This is a genomic window from Exiguobacterium antarcticum DSM 14480 (genome assembly GCF_000685865.1).
Taxonomy (GTDB): Bacteria; Bacillota; Bacilli; order Exiguobacteriales; family Exiguobacteriaceae; genus Exiguobacterium_A; species Exiguobacterium_A antarcticum.
Map to the genome: position 1 here is coordinate 641,842 of NZ_JMKS01000005.1, position 17,043 is coordinate 658,884.

The following is a 17,043-nucleotide window of genomic DNA, read 5'->3' on the forward strand; positions in this document are numbered from 1 at the left end:
CGAGACAGGATTGAAACTACCGGATTGAGGGAAATAAAGGTGTGATGCGAAACGTTTGTCTCGCCTCAGATCTTTATTTTTTTAGATTTAAGTAGGAGGGCTTCATGAACATGAAACAATGGATGACTGAAAAACTAGGGAGACAGCTGATGGCCGTTTTTTACAGCGTGTTTGCCTGGAGTGTACTCACATCCGTCGCCAGTTATCTGTACATCGACAATTCGGCTGGTCAGACGAAGGAACAAGTACTTGCTCAATTGCAACAAACCCAATGGTTCTGGTTTTTGAACTTATTGATTTTTCTTTTATGTTTATTATTCATCGTCCGTCCACTGATTGGTCGGTTGACGATGCAGTTACACGAACTGAACATCAAAAGTCAACGTCTAGCAGAAGGGAAATCGATTTCGCTTGAACATGATATTCCAGTCGAAAATGAAGTCGGTCAATTGACGGCGTCCTTTTATCAGATGGCACGTTCGATTTCGTCACAACATACGGAACTGTCGCGAAAAAATCAGTTGATGGAACATAATCAAGATGCGCTTAAAAGTAAACAAACGGAACTTGAACAGGCACTTGAAGTCACCCGTTCGAATGAACTGCATTTACAAGATCGAAACGAACTGATTGAAACGCTTGCTTCGAAGGAAAGCTTGTTCGATTATTCTTCGGTCATCAGTACGATCGTCCGACTGACGAAAACGGAGTTCGGTGCCTTGTTGTTAATTAAAAACAATGAGATTTCCTCCGTCGTCCCTAAGGAAATGACTGCAGAGCAACAAGAAAGCTTGAAAACAGAATCGTTGTTACTCAAACGGGTCATGATTTCAAAAGAGATGGCAAACTCTTCGAAAAAGGTAGCAAATGATGAGTTGATCGGTTTTCCGTACTATATTTATGAAGCTGTCATTCCCATCATGGACCCGGCGAAGGAAGAATTGATTGCGTGTCTGTATTTAGCCCGGTTCGATCAAGCGTTTAAAGAAAAAGAATTGATTGAACTGGAGTCCTTCTCCAAACAAATTGCCATTTCGCTGATGCGGATGTCGTTGTATGAACAGATGGAATACGAGCGCAAGGAAACAGCGCAGTTACTCAATTCCGTCCGGGAAGCCATTTTGTATATCAAACATGACGAAAAAACGATTCTTGGGAATCAAGCTTTGTTTGACATCTTTGAGTCGCTTCAGATCGAAGAAGAAAATGATTCGATGACGTTTCTTGAAGTAAGACCGGAAACGATGTTTGAGCAGGTCGACCAAAAAGAAGCGTTCGAAGCCTACTTTGAAGAAGTGTTGTCGGGGAAGATTCCGGAGGGGATGTTCTCCTTATCGATTGATCAAGGTCAATATTTCATTCAAGTCTATGCGGAAGAAATCATGCTTAGTCAAGAAGCGAAAGGAACGATTCTCGTTTTCCGTGATGTCACGGCAGAGACGGAAGTCGACCGGATGAAATCGGAACTCGTCTCGACGGTGTCGCATGAATTACGGACGCCACTCTCGTCGATTTATGGGTTCACGGAACTGATGCTGAAACGAAAACTCGATCCCGAACGAAACAAACGGTATTTGCAGACGATTCATGATGAATCCAAACGCCTGACGGATCTTGTCAGTGATTTTTTGAATGTCCAACGGATGGAGTCAGGCAAACAGTCGTATGATAAAGAAGTGTTTGATCTCGTCGATACGGTCAAAGAACAGACCCGTTTTTATCAGGTCGCGACGGAACAACATCGTCTCCAACTGGATATCGATGAGAGCCATGAATTTTTAGTCAATGCCGATAAAAACAGTATGAAACAATTGATCGGGAACTTAGTCAGTAATGCGATCAAATATTCACCGGATGGTGGAGATGTCGTCATTTCCTTGACGCACCATCACAATCAGATTGAGTTGAGTATTCGTGATTTCGGGTTAGGGATTCCAAGTAGTGCGATGCCACACCTGTTCAGTAAATTTTACCGTGTCGACAATTCCGACAGTCGTAAAATCGGCGGAACAGGCTTAGGTCTATCGATCTGTAAGGAAATCGTCCGGGCGCACGATGGGAACATCGATGTCGAGTCGATCTTAGGGGAAGGAACGGTCTTTAAGGTTCTCTTACCAAGCGTGTCCGATACATTGATTGAAATGGATTAAACGGTTAAACAAGATGGAACAGGCAGACAGGGAGGAATCGTCCCGTCGCCTGTTCCTTTTTTTATTCTGAACGAGTAAAGTGACCCTTCTCATAGGGAACAGCTGATCAAGAAAAGGCGTCTTAATCCGATTTAATCCGATTTCTCGAAACATTTCGTGACGAATCGACGGTTTTCCTTGCAAAACGTTTCAGATATGCAGGGATTGTTGGTCATAAATGACTCTAGATATAGTGGGATTATAGAAAAACACCACAAGATTTAGGGAGAGATGAAGATGCAATTGCAGACGTTATACGAACAGGTCATTCAACATCCGTCATCCGATGAAATCCAGGAAAATGCCAATGTCGACGGGAAAACACCTCTTGCGAAACTAAATCGGATTGCAAGTACAGCAGCAAAGCAGATGATGCAGGACCTGTTGCTGTCAGCGGAGGTGAAACAAGCAGTAGACGACAACCTCATTTATATTCACGACGCCGATTATTATGTAACCGGGACGACGACTTGTGTCCAATTACCACTCGGGCGTTTGTTGACGACAGGATTTGACATGGCCCACGGGACGATCCGTCCGGCGCAAGACATTCGGTCCGCTTTAGCGCTCGCCGCAATCATCATGCAGGCGAACCAAAACATGCAGCATGGGGGACAATCCTATCCGATGTTTGACTATGATCTAGCACCATTCGTCGAAAAAACGTTTCAGCGTCAGCTCAAAAAAATCCGTGTTTTAGTTCCGAAATGGTCGAATCGTCAAAAACGGGCGTATGCGATGTCGGAAACGTATGAGATGACCTATCAAGCGTGCGAAGCGTTTATTCATAATACGAATTCGATGCATTCACGAGGCGGTGGACAAGTCCCGTTCATCTCCATCAACTACGGGACCGATACGTCCGTCTTTGGGCGATTGTTGATCCGGGCATTACTGGAAGCGACGAAAGCCGGACTTGGGAAAGGCGAAACACCGATTTTTCCGATCCAAATCTTTAAGGTCAAAGCCGGTGTCACGTTCCATCCGACTGATCCGAACTATGATTTGTTTCAACTCGCGACAGAAGTGACGGGGAAACGGCTGTTTCCGAATTTTGCTTTTTTAGATGCGCCCTTTAATCGATCGTCCAGTGGCGCACCGGAAGAAGAAGTAGCATATATGGGGTGTCGGACCCGAGTCTTTGAAAACCGTCAAGGTCCAGCATCCGTCGTTGGGCGTGGGAATCTTTCCTTTACGAGCTTGAATCTCGTTCGGTTGGCATTGATGACGCAAAGTCTGGACCGGATGTTCGCCCTTGTATCGACCTACACACATTTGATCTGTGAACAATTACTCGAACGGTATCAATATCAAGCAGATCGGACAGCAGAGGAATTTACTTTTTTATATCAACATGTTTGGCTGGATGGGCAGACGTTAGCACCATCTGATCGCGTCGAACCGGTATTGCGGCAAGGGACGTTATCGGTTGGGTTCATTGGTTTGGCGGAGGCCTTGATCGTCCTGACCGGTCACCATCACGGAGAAGCGGAGCTTGCTCACCGGATTGGTCAAGCCTTGATTGAGACGATGCGTACGGTCGTCGATCAATATGGCGAAAAAACCGGGCTGAATTTTTCATTACTCGCGACACCAGCGGAAGGATTATCAGGAAAGTTCACAGCGCAGGATTTGAAGACGTTTGGGTCCATCGACCGGGTGACCGATAAACCGTATTATACGAACTCGTTCCATCTCCCGGTCGACGCACCGGTCACCATCCGCGAGAAAATCCGGCTGGAAGCACCTTTTCACGCGTTATGTAACGGTGGTCATATTACCTATGTCGAGACGGACGGTGCGTTAGCGGGAAATCGAGAGGCAATCGAAGAAATCGTCCGACTAATGGCAGCGTCGGGAATGGGGTATGGTTCGATCAATCATCCCATCGACCGGTGTCTGACCTGCCGGACGGAACAAACGATCGAGCTGAAGTGCCCCGTTTGCGGTGGTGAAGAGATTGAACGAATTCGCCGGATCACCGGCTACTTGGTCGGAACGATGGATCGTTGGAATGAAGCGAAACGGGCAGAAGAACAGGACCGGGTGCGCCATGCGACTGCTACAGATTCTCGCTGACTCGGTCGTCGATGGTCCGGGATTACGCACGGTCGTCTTTTTTGCAGGGTGTCCCCATCACTGTCCGGGCTGCCACAATCCCGATTCTTGGCTCGTCGAAGGGGGAGCTGACTACTCGGTCGCTGAAGTCGTCGAACAGATTCATATGCTCGGATCACGGCGGATTACGATTTCAGGTGGGGAGCCGTTCCTGCAACGTTCGGCTCTAGTCGAGTTGATTGCAGCGTTAGCCGGTTATGAAATCTATCTTTTTACGGGCTACACCATTGAACAGCTGCTTCGACAGGAACAGACGCAGTGGATTTTGTCACGGATCGACTGCCTGATCGACGGGCGTTATGTCCGGTCGCTCCATGATCCTTCGTTGTCGATCCGGGGCAGCACCAATCAACGGATCATTCTAAAGAACGAGCTTCGAGCATTCCTCAGCTAAAACAATCGGTCGTTTCTTCTCTAAACAACGAGAGGAAACGACCGATTGTAGGTTAAGCGTATTTTTTTTCACGTGCGGGTTCGACATGAACGACGTCTTGTTCGATCGGACGTTTCTTAATGAAGAACGATAGACCGAGCGCGAGGAGCGCAAGCAGCGTCGCGACGAAAAACGTATCGTTGATCCCTTCGACCATTGACTGGGTGATGATCGTTTGCGGGTTCGTACCCGGTGTTGCATTTGCCGTTAATTCTTTTGCATAATCGGCTGTCCGTGACGTCATGACAGAGACGAGTAATCCAGAACCAATCGCACCGGAGACTTGTGACAACGTATTGTTGAGGGCGGTCCCGTGTGGTGTCAAGTGTTGCGGAATATGGTTCAGTCCGTTCGTCATGACGGGCATCATGACCATTGAGATTCCTAAGAAGCGCAACGTATACATGATGACGAGGAATGAATAAGCGGTATCGGCTGTCAGACGACTGAAGAAGAACGTCGTCAAGACGGTCAACGACAATCCGATCATCGCGAGGATTCGGGCACCGAAACGGTCAAACAGACGACCGGTAATCGGCGACATGAACGCCATGACGAGCGCGCCGGGCAACATCAACAACCCGGAATGAAACGGGGAGATTCCCCGAATCGTCTGGACGTAGATTGGCATCAGAATCATCGCCGAGAACATCGACATGTTCAGGACCATCGAGATGCCTTGCGATAAGGCGAACATCGGATACTTAAAAATCCGGAATTCAAGCATCGGCTCATCCAACCGGAATTGGCGTATAATAAACGAGGTCAGACTGATGACGCCGATTGCGAGTGTTCCGATGACCGTCAGAGAGCCCCAACCAGCTGATCCGGCAGAACTGAAGCCGTAAAGCAAACCACCAAAACCAAAGCTTGATAAGACAAGTGACAATTGGTCGAGACGGAGTGTGCTCGTGATCGTTTCTTTTTTTAATAAGAAGAAGCCGATGACAAGGACGAGTAGGGAAATCGGTGTGACGATATGGAACAGCATCCGCCATTCGTAATGCTCAAGAACCCATCCGGATAAAGTCGGACCGATTGCGGGTGCAAACGTGATGACAAGACCAAAAATCCCCATGGCTTGCCCCCGTTTTTCGATTGGAAAACCATTTAAGAGGACATTCATCAATAAAGGCATCATGATGGCTGAACCGGAGGCCTGTAACATTCGGGAACCGAGTAAGGTCGGAAACAGGTCGGCCTGTCCGGCAAGAATCGTCCCGATTGAAAAAAGTCCCATCGCCGTCAAGAATAATTGACGGGTCGAAAATTTTTGGACGAGGTAGGCTGACGTCGGAATCATGATTCCGTTGACCAACATATAACCGGTCGTCAGCCATTGTGCGGTGCTCGCTTCGATATTAAAGGATTGCATGATGGAGGGTAAGGCAATGTTCAATAGCGTCGAGTTGAGGACGGCGACGAATGCACCGGCCATTAAGACGGCTAAGATTAAATAAAGGCGAGATGATTGCTTGGTTGATTGCATTTCGTTATGCTCCTTTTGTACAGTAAGTCTACTTTGTTATACACTGATTCTACAACTTAGTCATTCTATCGTCTGAAGCAACTGATTACAAATTATTTGCTTTGTGAAATAGTCGAGAACACTCGTGAATTCAGTCGTGAGATGAATCGGCTTCGAACAAAAGATGGCTTTAGCCGTCCCGATTATTCGACATTTCCAACCCCTTGCGGATCAACTCATAAACTGCTCCGGCAAAGGATGGAATCTATTTTTCTACACTAAAATAATATGTGACCGCTGAAAATGAGGTCACTTCAAGAAAAGGACACGATTATGAACCCAAAAAAGAAACAACTCTTAGATGCCGCCTATCAATTATTCGTCTCAAAAGGGTACCAGTCGACTTCGATTCAAGACATACTCGATCAAAGTGTCGTCTCAAAAGGAACCTTTTATAATTATTTTTCCTCGAAAAATGAACTGTTCATCGATGTTTTCAACACGGTGTTCGAAAAGATGCGCACTGCGCGGAAGGAAATTTTAGTCGGACGGGATGTCTCGGATTACGAGACCTTTATCCAACAAGGGAATTGTTACCTTGAACTGATGCAAAAATACAAACTGTATACGCTGTTTGAAGAGGCGATTGCTTCGAATGAAAAAGAATTAAAAGCGTTCATGGAAAATAATCGTCTGCTCGAAATCGAATGGACGTACCATCGTCTCCGTGACTTGTTTGGTGAAGCGAAGACCCCGTATCTCCTCGATCTTGCCGTCATCTACACCGGAATGTTGCAATATGCGATGTATTTCTTCCGCCAATCCGAACGAAACACCCAGCCGGAACGCGTCGTCCGGTACGTCTTCAATCGCCTGACCCATCTTGTCGAAGATGTCAGTCGCACGGAGGAACAATTGATTCCGCCCCGCTTTTTATCAGTCTGGCTCGACCGCCCGCAAGATGAGGTCGTCATCCGGAAAGACCTGTTTGAGAAGACGAATGCGCACATGAAACGTCTGATCACGTTGTCTCCGATTTCAGAAGCATCAAAAGTAGCCCATGATGAAGTGCTCGATTTCATTTATGAAGAGTTACTCGAACGCAAGAAACCAAAAATACACTTGTTACGGCGCGCACTGGAGACGCTGGCGGAAGATCCGATCTTCCACGGACAGGAAATCATGGTCCGCTACCAAGACATGGTCGATGAGATCGTTCAAATTCGGATTCTGACCCAATAAGTGTTGCCGCAGTCAGGAAATCAGATTATGATAACCAAATGTATCTTACACGAATCAATTAGAAGAAATGAGGAATTCAATGTTTTCACAATGGAGAAAAGAATGGGTCTTACAACCAAAAGCCGATATGTTGTCTGGCATCGTAGTTGCGTTAGCACTCGTTCCGGAAGCAATCGCCTTCTCATTAATCGCGGGTGTGAATCCGATGGTCGGTTTGTATGCTTCGGTCATCATTGCCATCATCATCTCGATTGCGGGTGGACGACCAGGGATGATCTCAGCCGCGACGGGAGCGATGGCACTTGTCGTCGTTCAACTCGTCAAAGATCATGGGGTCGATTATTTATTGGCGGCGGGAATTCTTGCAGGTGTGTTCCAAATCCTGTTAGGCGTTTTAGGCGTCGCGAAATTACTCCGGTTCATACCGCGTGCCGTCATGGTCGGATTCGTCAATGCGTTAGCGATCTTGATTTTTTCCGCCCAGTTGCCCCAGTTTGAAGGGCAAAACTGGATTATGTACGCGATGGTTGCGGCGTCCCTTGCCATCATCTTGATTTTTCCCCGGTTTACGAAAGTGATTCCGGCACCACTCGTCGCGATTACGATCATGACCGTCTTGACGGTCTTCTTGTCACTTGATACACGTGTCATCGGTGATATGGGACAGATTTCGGCTTCATTACCAAGCTTTTTCTTACCGAATGTACCGTTTTCGCTCGAAACGCTTCAAATCATTTTCCCTTATGCGTTATCACTGGCCTTTGTTGGTTTGATTGAATCGTTACTAACGGCTCGGATCGTCGATGAGATGACGGATACGACGTCAAACAAAGCGACGGAGTCACGTGGACAAGGAATCGCCAACATCGTGGCGGGATTCTTTGGCGGGATGCCAGGCTGTGCGATGATCGGTCAATCGGTCATCAATGTCACATCAGGTGGCCGGGGACGACTATCGACGTTTACAGCAGGTGCCTTTTTAATGCTGTTGATGGTGACGATGAATGATTTACTGATGACGATCCCAATGGGGGCACTCGTCGGTGTGATGTTCTTCGTGTCGTACGCGACGTTTGACTGGGGATCCTTTAAGATGTTGAAGAACTCACCGAAAAGTGATTCTGCCGTCATGCTGGCGACGGTTCTCGTGACGGTGCTGACGGATGATTTATCAATCGGCGTACTCGTCGGAATTTTACTTGCCGCCATTTTATTTGCATCAAAAATCTCACGAATCGATGTCAAACGACAGATCGACGATTCAACCGTCGTCTATGCCATCAACGGTCCGATTTTCTTTGCTTCGACGACGACGTTCGTCGAACAGTTTGATCTAATAGCGGACCAAGCGTACGAACAGGTTGTTCTTGATTTCACGAAAGCCCATCTGTTTGACGATTCGGCGACGGAAGCGATTGAGACCATTGTTCTCAAGTATCAGGCAGCAGGCATCAAAACAGAACTCGTCGCATTAAATGAAGAATCGCAGGCGTTGGTTGACCGGTTAGCCCGTCGTATTGCCTGACCGAGAGCCGTTCCGAACATGAATTCGGACGGCTCTTTTTTTCGTGAAAGCAGACTCGGCAGAAGACTTTTCGGTATACTGGAAAAAAAGGGGGAAATGATCATGAAATGGTTTCGATTTGAGCAAGACGGCCGGGCACGTATCGGGGTGGAGGAGGCAGGACATCGGTATGACGTGACGCCGCAAGTCTATACGGATTCATTACTCGAAGTCATCGTTCGCGGATTCGAGATGGATGTGGATTTAGATGTAGCTCCACGCTTAACGGATCATGTCCGTTTGCTCGCACCTTACTTACCACCACGTAACGTGATTTGTGTCGGAAAAAACTATGCCGATCATATCAAGGAGATGGATACGGCAGGGGCAGGGAAGTTCGTCTTATTCACAAAAGCACCAAGTTCAATCGTCGGTCCATTTGACCCGATCGAACGCCATGCTGATCTGACGCAACAACTTGATTATGAGGGGGAACTTGCGATCATCATCGGGACGACGGGACGTGATTTGACACCGGAAAATGCGCTTGAGCATGTATTTGGCTACAGTATCATCAATGATGTGACGGCACGGGATCTGCAAAAAGAACATGTGCAATTTTTCCGTGGTAAATCACTCGACGGTTTTTGTCCGTTTGGTCCGGTCATCGTGACGGAAGATGCTTTTGATCCGGCAGACGTATTAGTCGAGACACGGGTGAACGGTGAACTCCGTCAGTCGGGTTCGACGAAATTGATGCTGCGAGATGTCGTCACGATTCTGACCGAAGTGTCGCGCGGGATGACTCTTGAAGCAGGAGATGTCATCGCAACGGGGACACCGGCCGGCGTCGGACACGGAATGAAGCCTCCGGTCTATCTTCAAGACGGAGATGTCATCGATGTATCAATCGAAGGAATCGGACATCTGCAAAATCAAGTCAAAGCCTGAAAATGAATACCGGGTGACCATCTTGTTTAAAACCGCTCAGGGGATGAGCGGTTTTTTTTGTGTAAACGGTCATCATATGACCGTTTTTGGTGTATAATAGACGTATAAGAGGACATTATTGTCGAAAAAAGTCACATTTTGAAGGTTTTTTGACGAAAAACATAAAAAGTTGAACGATTTTGATTGATTTTTAAATGTAAACGCTTTATATTAAAGATGCGGAGGGAAACCAATGTTAACGAAAAAACGCCATCAACTGATTCTTGAGTTATTGGCTCGAGAAGAAGTCGTCAAAATGCAGACGATCGTCGATCAGACGGGAGCCAGTGAATCCACGATTCGCCGAGATTTATCACAGCTGGAAGCAGCGGGACATCTTCGACGGGTTCATGGCGGGGCGACCGCCAATCACTTGCAAATTGATGAACCGAGTTATTTCGAGAAAAGTGATCGTTTCGTTGAAGAAAAGGACCGGATTGCCCAAGCAGCTGCCGACTTGATCGAAGACGGAATGTACGTTTATCTCGATGCGGGAACGACGACACTTGCCATCGTTCCTTACCTCGAACAAAAGGCGATTACAGTCGTAACGAACAGTCTTCCTCTAGCGAATACATTACTCTATCACCGTATCCCGACGTTCGTCGTCGGAGGGCAACTCAAGCATTCGACGCAAGCACTGGTTGGTTACAACGCACGTGAAGGAATGTTGATTTACCATTTTGATGTCGCATTTCTTGGGATGAACGGTGTTCATCCGACCCAAGGATTCACGACGCCGGATCCGGAAGAGGCACTCGTAAAGAAGACAGCGATTGAGTTGGCAAAAAAGTCTTACGTATTAGTCGATGAGACGAAGTTGGATGAAATCAGTTTTAGTCGGGTCGCTTCATTGCGAGCGGCGACGATCATCACGACGACATCGAGCGAACAAGAAGCGAAATACAGTCAATATACAGAGGTGGTGAACGCGAAATGATTTATACACTGACATTGAACCCATCGATCGATTATTATGTCACGTTGCCGGTATTTGAAGCCGGTCAGGTCAACCGTGTCGAACAAGCCGAAAAAGTGGCGGGTGGAAAAGGGATCAACGTCTCACTCGTCCTGAAGAATTATGAGGTCGAAACAGAGGCACTCGGATTTTTAGGAGGAAGCACCGGGCAGTTCATTCGCAATGAACTGGAAAAACAAGGTGTCTTGACAGCCTTTACGCCGATTGCTGATGAGACACGGATTAACGTTAAAATCCGTGCTGATCAGGAATCAGAACTCAATGCAGCGGGACCAAAAATTCAAGAAGATGAATTAAACGCGTTACTGGCAGCATTCGAGACGATGCAGGCAGGCGACATCGTCGTCTTTGCCGGCAGCATCCCAAGCAGCTTACCGCAAGATTTATATCGAAAGATTGCCGAAGTCTTGACCAAACGTGGTGTCAAGTTCGCCGTCGATACGACAAAAGAAGCGATGCTTGAAGTATTGCCGCTTGGTCCATTCATGATCAAACCGAACCATCACGAATTAGGAGAGATTTTTGATGTCGAGATTACGTCAAAAGAAATGGCGGTCCCTTATGCCCAACAACTCGTTGAGCGGGGCGCAGAAAACGTCATCATCTCCTTTGCAGGGGACGGCGCGTTACTCGTCAATAAACAAGGAGCTTACACGGCGAACACACCAGCCGGAAAGCTGATCAACTCTGTCGGTGCAGGGGATTCCCTTGTCGCAGGCTTCGTTGCCAGTCACGCGCTCGGCCGACCGCCGGAAGAAGCTTTCCGGTACGCTGTCACGACAGGCAGTGCGTCCGCTTATGCATTCGGATTATGCACGAAAGAAGATATCGATCGTTTACTGACAGACGTCCAAGTCGTTGAACTCATTCAATCATAAAAAGGAGTGACTCACTCATGAAAATTACAGATCTTTTGACACGTGACACGATCAAACTCGATTTACGTTCATCTACGAAAGCAACCGTCATCGACGAGCTTGTCGATGTCCTCGATCGGGCCGGGAAATTAAATGACCGTTCGGCTTACCGCGAAGCCATCTTGGCACGGGAAGCACAAAGCACGACTGGACTCGGCGAAGGAATCGCCATTCCTCACGCGAAGACGGCAGCTGTTAAATCACCAGCCATCGCCTTCGGTCGTTCAACGGGAATCGATTACGAAGCACTCGACGGACAACCAAGTCGCCTGTTCTTCATGATTGCAGCTGGTGAAAATGCGGATAACGCTCACCTCGAGACATTATCGAAACTGTCCGTCTACCTGATGGACATGAAGTTCCGCGACACGCTTCTCTCCGCCCGTTCGGAAGATGAAGTCATCGCCGCAATCGAAGCAAAAGAACGAGAAGAAGAAGGCCCGGTCGATGTCTCTTCACCAGCCGTCGCCAAAGACGCGCCGTATATCCTTGCCGTAACAGCATGTCCGACCGGCATCGCCCATACGTACATGGCAGCCGATGCCCTCCGTCAAAAAGCGGAAGAGATGGGTGTGCGGATCAAAGTCGAGACAAACGGTTCGACCGGGGTTAAAAACGGTCTAACAAGTCAAGACATCCAGGACGCAACAGCAATCATCGTCGCTGCGGATAAAGCCGTCGAGATGGATCGCTTCAACGGAAAACACGTCGTCGAAGTTCCCGTCGCTCAAGGAATCCGTAAACCAAAAGAATTGATTGACCGCGCCGTCAAACAAGATGCGCCGATCTATAAAGGCAGTGGTTCAAGTGACAGTTCAAAACCGGCGCGTGGCGGTTTCTACAAACATTTGATGAGTGGGGTTTCCGCGATGTTGCCACTCGTCGTCGCCGGTGGTCTGTTGATCGCGATCAGCTTCTTCTGGGGCATCAACTCTGCTAATCCGGATGATCCATCGTACAACGAATTTGCCGCCCAACTGATGTCGATCGGTCAGGCTGCATTTGGTCTCTTGATTCCGATTCTTGCCGGATTCATCGCGATGTCGATTGCCGATAAACCAGGTCTTGCACCAGGTTTGATTGCCGGTTTCCTCGCAAGCCAAGGGAACGCTGGTTTCCTCGGTGGATTGATCGCTGGTTTCCTTGCTGGTTACGTTGTCCTTGTGCTTGTTAAAGTCTTACAAGGTCTTCCAAAAGCACTCGAAGGTATCAAACCGGTCTTACTTTACCCATTACTTGGATCGTTCATCACGGGAATGATCATGTTGCTTGTCATCAACGAACCAATCGCTGCCTTCATGACGTGGTTGACGGATTCGCTCAACGGTCTCAGTGGTGGAAACGCCATCCTGCTCGGTATGCTCGTCGCTGCGATGATGGCGATCGACATGGGTGGTCCAATCAACAAAACAGCTTACGTTTTCGGTACAGCCGCTCTGACAGCAGGAAACACGGAAGTCATGGCAGCCGTCATGGCAGGTGGTATGGTTCCACCACTTCTCGTGGCCTTCTCTTCAACATTATTCGCACGTAAGAAATTCACACCACAAGAACGTGAAGCGGGTATCGCAGCGTACGCAATGGGTGCTTCATTCGTCACGGAAGGTGCAATTCCATTCGCAGCAGCCGATCCACTTCGGGTTATCCCGGCAAGCGTCATCGGTTCAGCCATCGCCGGTGCGCTCACAATCGTCTTCGGTGTGTTGCTTCCGGCACCACACGGCGGTGTATTCGTCTTCCCACTACTTGACGGACCATCCGGCACACTGATGGCTGTTCTCAGCTACGCTGGTGCAATCCTTATCGGAGCACTCGTCGGTGCCGCAATCCTCTCGATCTTGAAAAAACCGCTTGTCGATCAAGAAGTTGCGAAAAAAGAAATGACTTCAGGTGCGGGCACGAAAGCATCATAATCGATTGTTTTGATCTCAAAATCACTCCAGATTGTCTTGGAGTGATTTTTTAATTGCCTTTTAAGGGTATTAGAGCAAGAATAGGGGACGTATCTACAATATGAAGGAGGTTCGTATATGGGCGGTCAGTCTTTACAAATCGGACCACGTACCATCAAAACAGGCCTGGCAGTCATATTGGCTTTGATTATCAGTGACTTGTTTAATTTAAGCCCAATCCTACCTGCGATTTCAGCAGCGACCACATTATTACCGTCCGTGTATCAAACATGGAAACAATTTCTCGAGGAAGCAGAAGCCAATTTGATTGGTGCCTTCTTGACGCTTGTCTCGCTCTGGATTTTAGGCGATAATCCGGCCAATCCGCTCGCAATCGGCATTGTCATCATGGCAGCGATCTCGATTTTACTGGCTTTTGGCTTCGGACGGACGATTCCCCACGTTGTCTTGATGATCATCGTCATCCTGGAGAGTGTCGAAGGGGCGACCGATCCGTTGTGGCAAATCGTCTTGATTCGTTACTTACTCGTGATGCTCGGAATCAGCTGTGCGCTGGGCGTCAACGCCCTGATCTTCCCACCGCGTTACGGCAATGTCTATTATCAAAAGGCCTCAAAATTGTTTGAAAAATTGCTTGTCGTGACCCGGGCGATTGCCTTTGAAGGAAAAGTCACACCGTATCGTTCAGCCATCGATAAGATGAGTCGCTCGATGCTTGAGACAAAGACACTGTTCAATTTACACCGGGAAGAAATTCGCGGATCGCGGCAACGGCATGTCTCGTTGTTACGCAACTTGATCATCCTGCAACATATGCAATCGTGTCTCGAACGAGGTGTCGCGACGGCAGAACGATTCCGCGAACGGGAGCAGGCGCTCTCCAAAATCGCGGACGATCTCCGGAGCGAATTATTTTACCATGTCATGCATATCGCACAACGTCAGGAAAAAGTTTTGTTGACGTACGATTTGTTACTGACGGAAGAACCACTCGCGATGGAGGATCTTGTCAAAGAAAACATTGCCTTCGTCAAACATTCCTTCTTGGACCGCGATGAGCTTGAGGAAGAACTGATCATGGAAATTCTGCCGATCGTCGTCGCGATGAACGAATGGATCCAGGAACTGGAACTGTTTGAAAAACGGCTTAACGGAGCACTCCGGCGGCACGTCACATCACTTTCAATCGAACAAAAATCCGTTCGGGATAAAACATTTAATCGCTTTAAACGGAAAAAAGCGATTGACGAAAGTAAAAAGTAAGCGTATAGTCCTTCTTAACAGCACTTTAGTTGCTAACAGCATAACAGCATAACAGAATGAAAGAAGTTGGACGAAGACGAAACCGAAGTAGAAACAATCTCCCTGTTTCAGAGAGCACGTGGCGCTGCGAACGTGTACACAGATTGAATCGAATTACAGTTTCCGAGTCTCTTGCCATGCAAGCGGAGAAAACCGTTATCCCGTAATCAAGTGATCTATGTCTACGTAGATTATCAGGGTGGTACCGCGGCCTTTCGTCGTCCCTGTCGAACATCTTTGTTCGGCAGGGACTTTTTGTTGTTCATCTACTAACAAGGGGGAAATTCATATGTCAACACCAATCATTCCAAGTCACTTACGACCACACGTCGCACCACAGCACTACGAGGATTACACGCCAACGGATCATGCGGTCTGGCGTTACGTCATGCGACTCAATTTAAATACATTACAAGATACGGCACATCCGGCATACCTTGAAGGACTAGCCGCATCGGGCATTAGTCCGGAACGGATTCCGGATGTCCGTGATATGACGGCGAAGTTAAGCCGTGGCGGATGGGGGACGGTTGCCGTTGACGGTCTGATTCCGGGTGTCGCCTTCTTTGATTTCCAAGGTCATGGCTTGTTGCCGATCGCAACCGACATCCGGAAGGTCGACAACATTCTCTACACACCAGCACCCGACATCTTACACGAAGCAGCAGGTCATGCGCCGATCCTGATGAATCCAACATACGCGGAATTTGTCCGCCGGTTCGGTGAAATCGGAGCGCATGCCTTTAACCATAAAGCCGAGCATGATGTCTTCAAGGCATTAAAAAAATTAACGATCGTCAAAGAAAGCCCGTTTTCGACAGCAGCAGACGTCGAACAGGCAGAAGTCGCACTCGCTGAAACCCGGACGCATGTCACCGGTATCTCGGAAGCCAATGAAATTTCGCGTCTCTTCTGGTGGACGGTCGAATTTGGTCTCATCGGTGACATCAACAATCCGCAAATCTACGGTGCCGGTCTTCTGTCATCGGTCGGCGAAAGCCGGCATTGTCTGACGGATGCCGTCACAAAACATCCGTTTTCGCTTGAGAAAGCACTGGCAACGAAACACGACGTGACGAGCATGCAAAAGGAACTGTTTGTTTGTGAATCGTTTGAACAGCTCCGTGAGGCGTTAGAAGAATTCGCCCAGACGATGTCATACGTTCGCGGCGGGATTCACGGTCTGACGAAAGCCGTCGAGTCGGGCAACTTGTCGACGTTGGTCTTTGATAGTGGTGTCTCGCTCGTCGGTGTACCGGATACACACGAAATCCATGAATCCCTGCATCTCGTCAAACTGACCGGTCCGACGGCGCTTGCTGCTAAAGGTAAAGTCATGACAGGACAAGGGCTTGCCGATCATCCGGAAGGCTTTACGTTATTACACGGACAGGAACTAAATGAAGTGTTGTTGCAAGTGAAAGTCGGCGAACAGCTGGACTGGAAAGAAGGTTCGGTTCAGGTGACGGGACAAATCTCCGCAATCCAGAACGTCAACGGCCACCGTGCGCTCGTCATCTTGGAAGATGCGCAGGTGACAAAAGATGGAGAAACGGCAACGATGAGCCGGATGGAGTTGATTGTCGGTGAGATCACGTCAGCTTTCCCGGGAACGGAAGTCGAAGCATTGAAACCAATCCCGGAAACGGTCGAATTTGACCGGATCGAGCGACCATTGACGGCAGCAGATCCAATTTTTGAAGCAGTTCGGGAAATACGGGAAGGGCGGGCCGACCGTCAAGTGTTGCCCCAACTAATTGATCAGACCCTTAGCCAACTGCCGGATGCGTGGTTATTGCGCCTCGAGTTACTCGAACTGGCGGATGAAGTCGATCAAACACGTCTGATTGCCGATCTTGACCGTCTGAAACAGACGTCAAAAGAACGCGAGGAATTAATCAGCCGGGGAATCCGATTGGTCGATCGCGTGCGATGAACGTATCGAGAAATCTCCTGAAACCTGTTAGAATGGAAACCGTGTGAAAGTG

General features: G+C 48.3%; 12 protein-coding genes and 1 other annotated feature. Of the genes, 11 read left to right on the forward strand and 1 reads right to left on the reverse strand.

All coding sequences use genetic code 11. From position 1 onward, the window contains the following. Positions 1–110: 110 nt before the first annotated feature. The 3 genes from P404_RS0114575 to nrdG all read left to right on the forward strand — a co-directional run bounded on the left by P404_RS0114575 (position 111) and on the right by nrdG (position 4,701). On the forward strand, positions 111–2,150 hold the full coding sequence (locus P404_RS0114575; protein ID WP_026831127.1) for an ATP-binding protein: 2,040 nt from the start codon (positions 111–113) through the stop codon (positions 2,148–2,150). 276 nt (positions 2,151–2,426) lie between these two features. Beyond that, the gene (locus P404_RS0114580; protein WP_026831128.1) at positions 2,427–4,268 is read left to right on the forward strand and encodes an anaerobic ribonucleoside triphosphate reductase; all 1,842 of its coding nucleotides are present in this window, start codon (positions 2,427–2,429) and stop codon (positions 4,266–4,268) included. Beyond that, complete coding sequence (gene nrdG, locus P404_RS0114585; protein WP_014970028.1) at positions 4,243–4,701, forward strand: anaerobic ribonucleoside-triphosphate reductase activating protein; 459 nt, start codon at positions 4,243–4,245, stop codon at positions 4,699–4,701. The genes P404_RS0114580 and nrdG overlap by 26 nt, the downstream gene beginning before the upstream one ends. A gap of 52 nt (positions 4,702–4,753) precedes the next feature. On the opposite strand, the gene P404_RS0114590 is transcribed toward nrdG, so the two are convergent. Further along, complete coding sequence (locus P404_RS0114590; RefSeq protein WP_026831129.1) at positions 4,754–6,229, reverse strand: DHA2 family efflux MFS transporter permease subunit; 1,476 nt, start codon at positions 6,227–6,229, stop codon at positions 4,754–4,756. A gap of 312 nt (positions 6,230–6,541) precedes the next feature. Here P404_RS0114590 and P404_RS0114595 point away from each other — a divergent pair, with 312 nt between their 5' ends. From P404_RS0114595 to P404_RS0114630, 8 genes are all read left to right on the forward strand, one after another. Continuing rightward, a complete protein-coding gene (locus P404_RS0114595) occupies positions 6,542–7,450 on the forward strand; it encodes a TetR/AcrR family transcriptional regulator (RefSeq protein WP_026831130.1) in 909 nt (302 codons plus the stop codon). Between the two features lie 79 nt (positions 7,451–7,529). After that, complete coding sequence (locus P404_RS0114600; protein WP_026831131.1) at positions 7,530–8,975, forward strand: SulP family inorganic anion transporter; 1,446 nt, start codon at positions 7,530–7,532, stop codon at positions 8,973–8,975. 102 nt (positions 8,976–9,077) lie between these two features. Next, positions 9,078–9,905 carry a fumarylacetoacetate hydrolase family protein gene (locus tag P404_RS0114605; RefSeq protein WP_026831132.1) on the forward strand — a complete coding sequence of 276 codons (828 nt, stop codon included), beginning with the start codon at positions 9,078–9,080 and terminating at the stop codon, positions 9,903–9,905. 232 nt (positions 9,906–10,137) lie between these two features. Then, positions 10,138–10,884, forward strand: a complete 747-nt coding sequence (locus tag P404_RS0114610) for a DeoR/GlpR family DNA-binding transcription regulator (protein ID WP_014970033.1) — start codon at positions 10,138–10,140, stop codon at positions 10,882–10,884. Further along, entirely contained in the window at positions 10,881–11,801 is a 921-nt protein-coding gene (pfkB, locus tag P404_RS0114615) for a 1-phosphofructokinase (RefSeq protein WP_026831133.1), read from the forward strand. Before P404_RS0114610 ends, pfkB begins: the two co-directional genes overlap by 4 nt. Before the next feature lie 17 nt (positions 11,802–11,818). Continuing rightward, positions 11,819–13,753 carry a PTS fructose transporter subunit IIABC gene (locus P404_RS0114620; RefSeq protein WP_014970035.1) on the forward strand — a complete coding sequence of 645 codons (1,935 nt, stop codon included), beginning with the start codon at positions 11,819–11,821 and terminating at the stop codon, positions 13,751–13,753. Positions 13,754–13,870: 117 nt separating this feature from the next. Continuing rightward, complete coding sequence (locus tag P404_RS0114625) at positions 13,871–15,016, forward strand: FUSC family protein (protein WP_014970036.1); 1,146 nt, start codon at positions 13,871–13,873, stop codon at positions 15,014–15,016. A gap of 64 nt (positions 15,017–15,080) precedes the next feature. Then, positions 15,081–15,284: a binding site (T-box leader), on the forward strand. Positions 15,285–15,344: 60 nt separating this feature from the next. Continuing rightward, complete coding sequence (locus P404_RS0114630; protein WP_026831134.1) at positions 15,345–16,991, forward strand: aromatic amino acid hydroxylase; 1,647 nt, start codon at positions 15,345–15,347, stop codon at positions 16,989–16,991. Positions 16,992–17,043: the final 52 nt, after the last annotated feature.

Coding starts and splice junctions, on each gene's coding strand:
- P404_RS0114575 (WP_026831127.1), top strand. CDS start 111: ATGAAACAATGGATGACTGAAAAACTAGGGAGACAGCTGATGGCCGTT.
- P404_RS0114580 (WP_026831128.1), top strand. CDS start 2,427: ATGCAATTGCAGACGTTATACGAACAGGTCATTCAACATCCGTCATCC.
- nrdG (WP_014970028.1), top strand. CDS start 4,243: ATGCGACTGCTACAGATTCTCGCTGACTCGGTCGTCGATGGTCCGGGA.
- P404_RS0114590 (WP_026831129.1), bottom strand. CDS start 6,229: ATGCAATCAACCAAGCAATCATCTCGCCTTTATTTAATCTTAGCCGTC.
- P404_RS0114595 (WP_026831130.1), top strand. CDS start 6,542: ATGAACCCAAAAAAGAAACAACTCTTAGATGCCGCCTATCAATTATTC.
- P404_RS0114600 (WP_026831131.1), top strand. CDS start 7,530: ATGTTTTCACAATGGAGAAAAGAATGGGTCTTACAACCAAAAGCCGAT.
- P404_RS0114605 (WP_026831132.1), top strand. CDS start 9,078: ATGAAATGGTTTCGATTTGAGCAAGACGGCCGGGCACGTATCGGGGTG.
- P404_RS0114610 (WP_014970033.1), top strand. CDS start 10,138: ATGTTAACGAAAAAACGCCATCAACTGATTCTTGAGTTATTGGCTCGA.
- pfkB (WP_026831133.1), top strand. CDS start 10,881: ATGATTTATACACTGACATTGAACCCATCGATCGATTATTATGTCACG.
- P404_RS0114620 (WP_014970035.1), top strand. CDS start 11,819: ATGAAAATTACAGATCTTTTGACACGTGACACGATCAAACTCGATTTA.
- P404_RS0114625 (WP_014970036.1), top strand. CDS start 13,871: ATGGGCGGTCAGTCTTTACAAATCGGACCACGTACCATCAAAACAGGC.
- P404_RS0114630 (WP_026831134.1), top strand. CDS start 15,345: ATGTCAACACCAATCATTCCAAGTCACTTACGACCACACGTCGCACCA.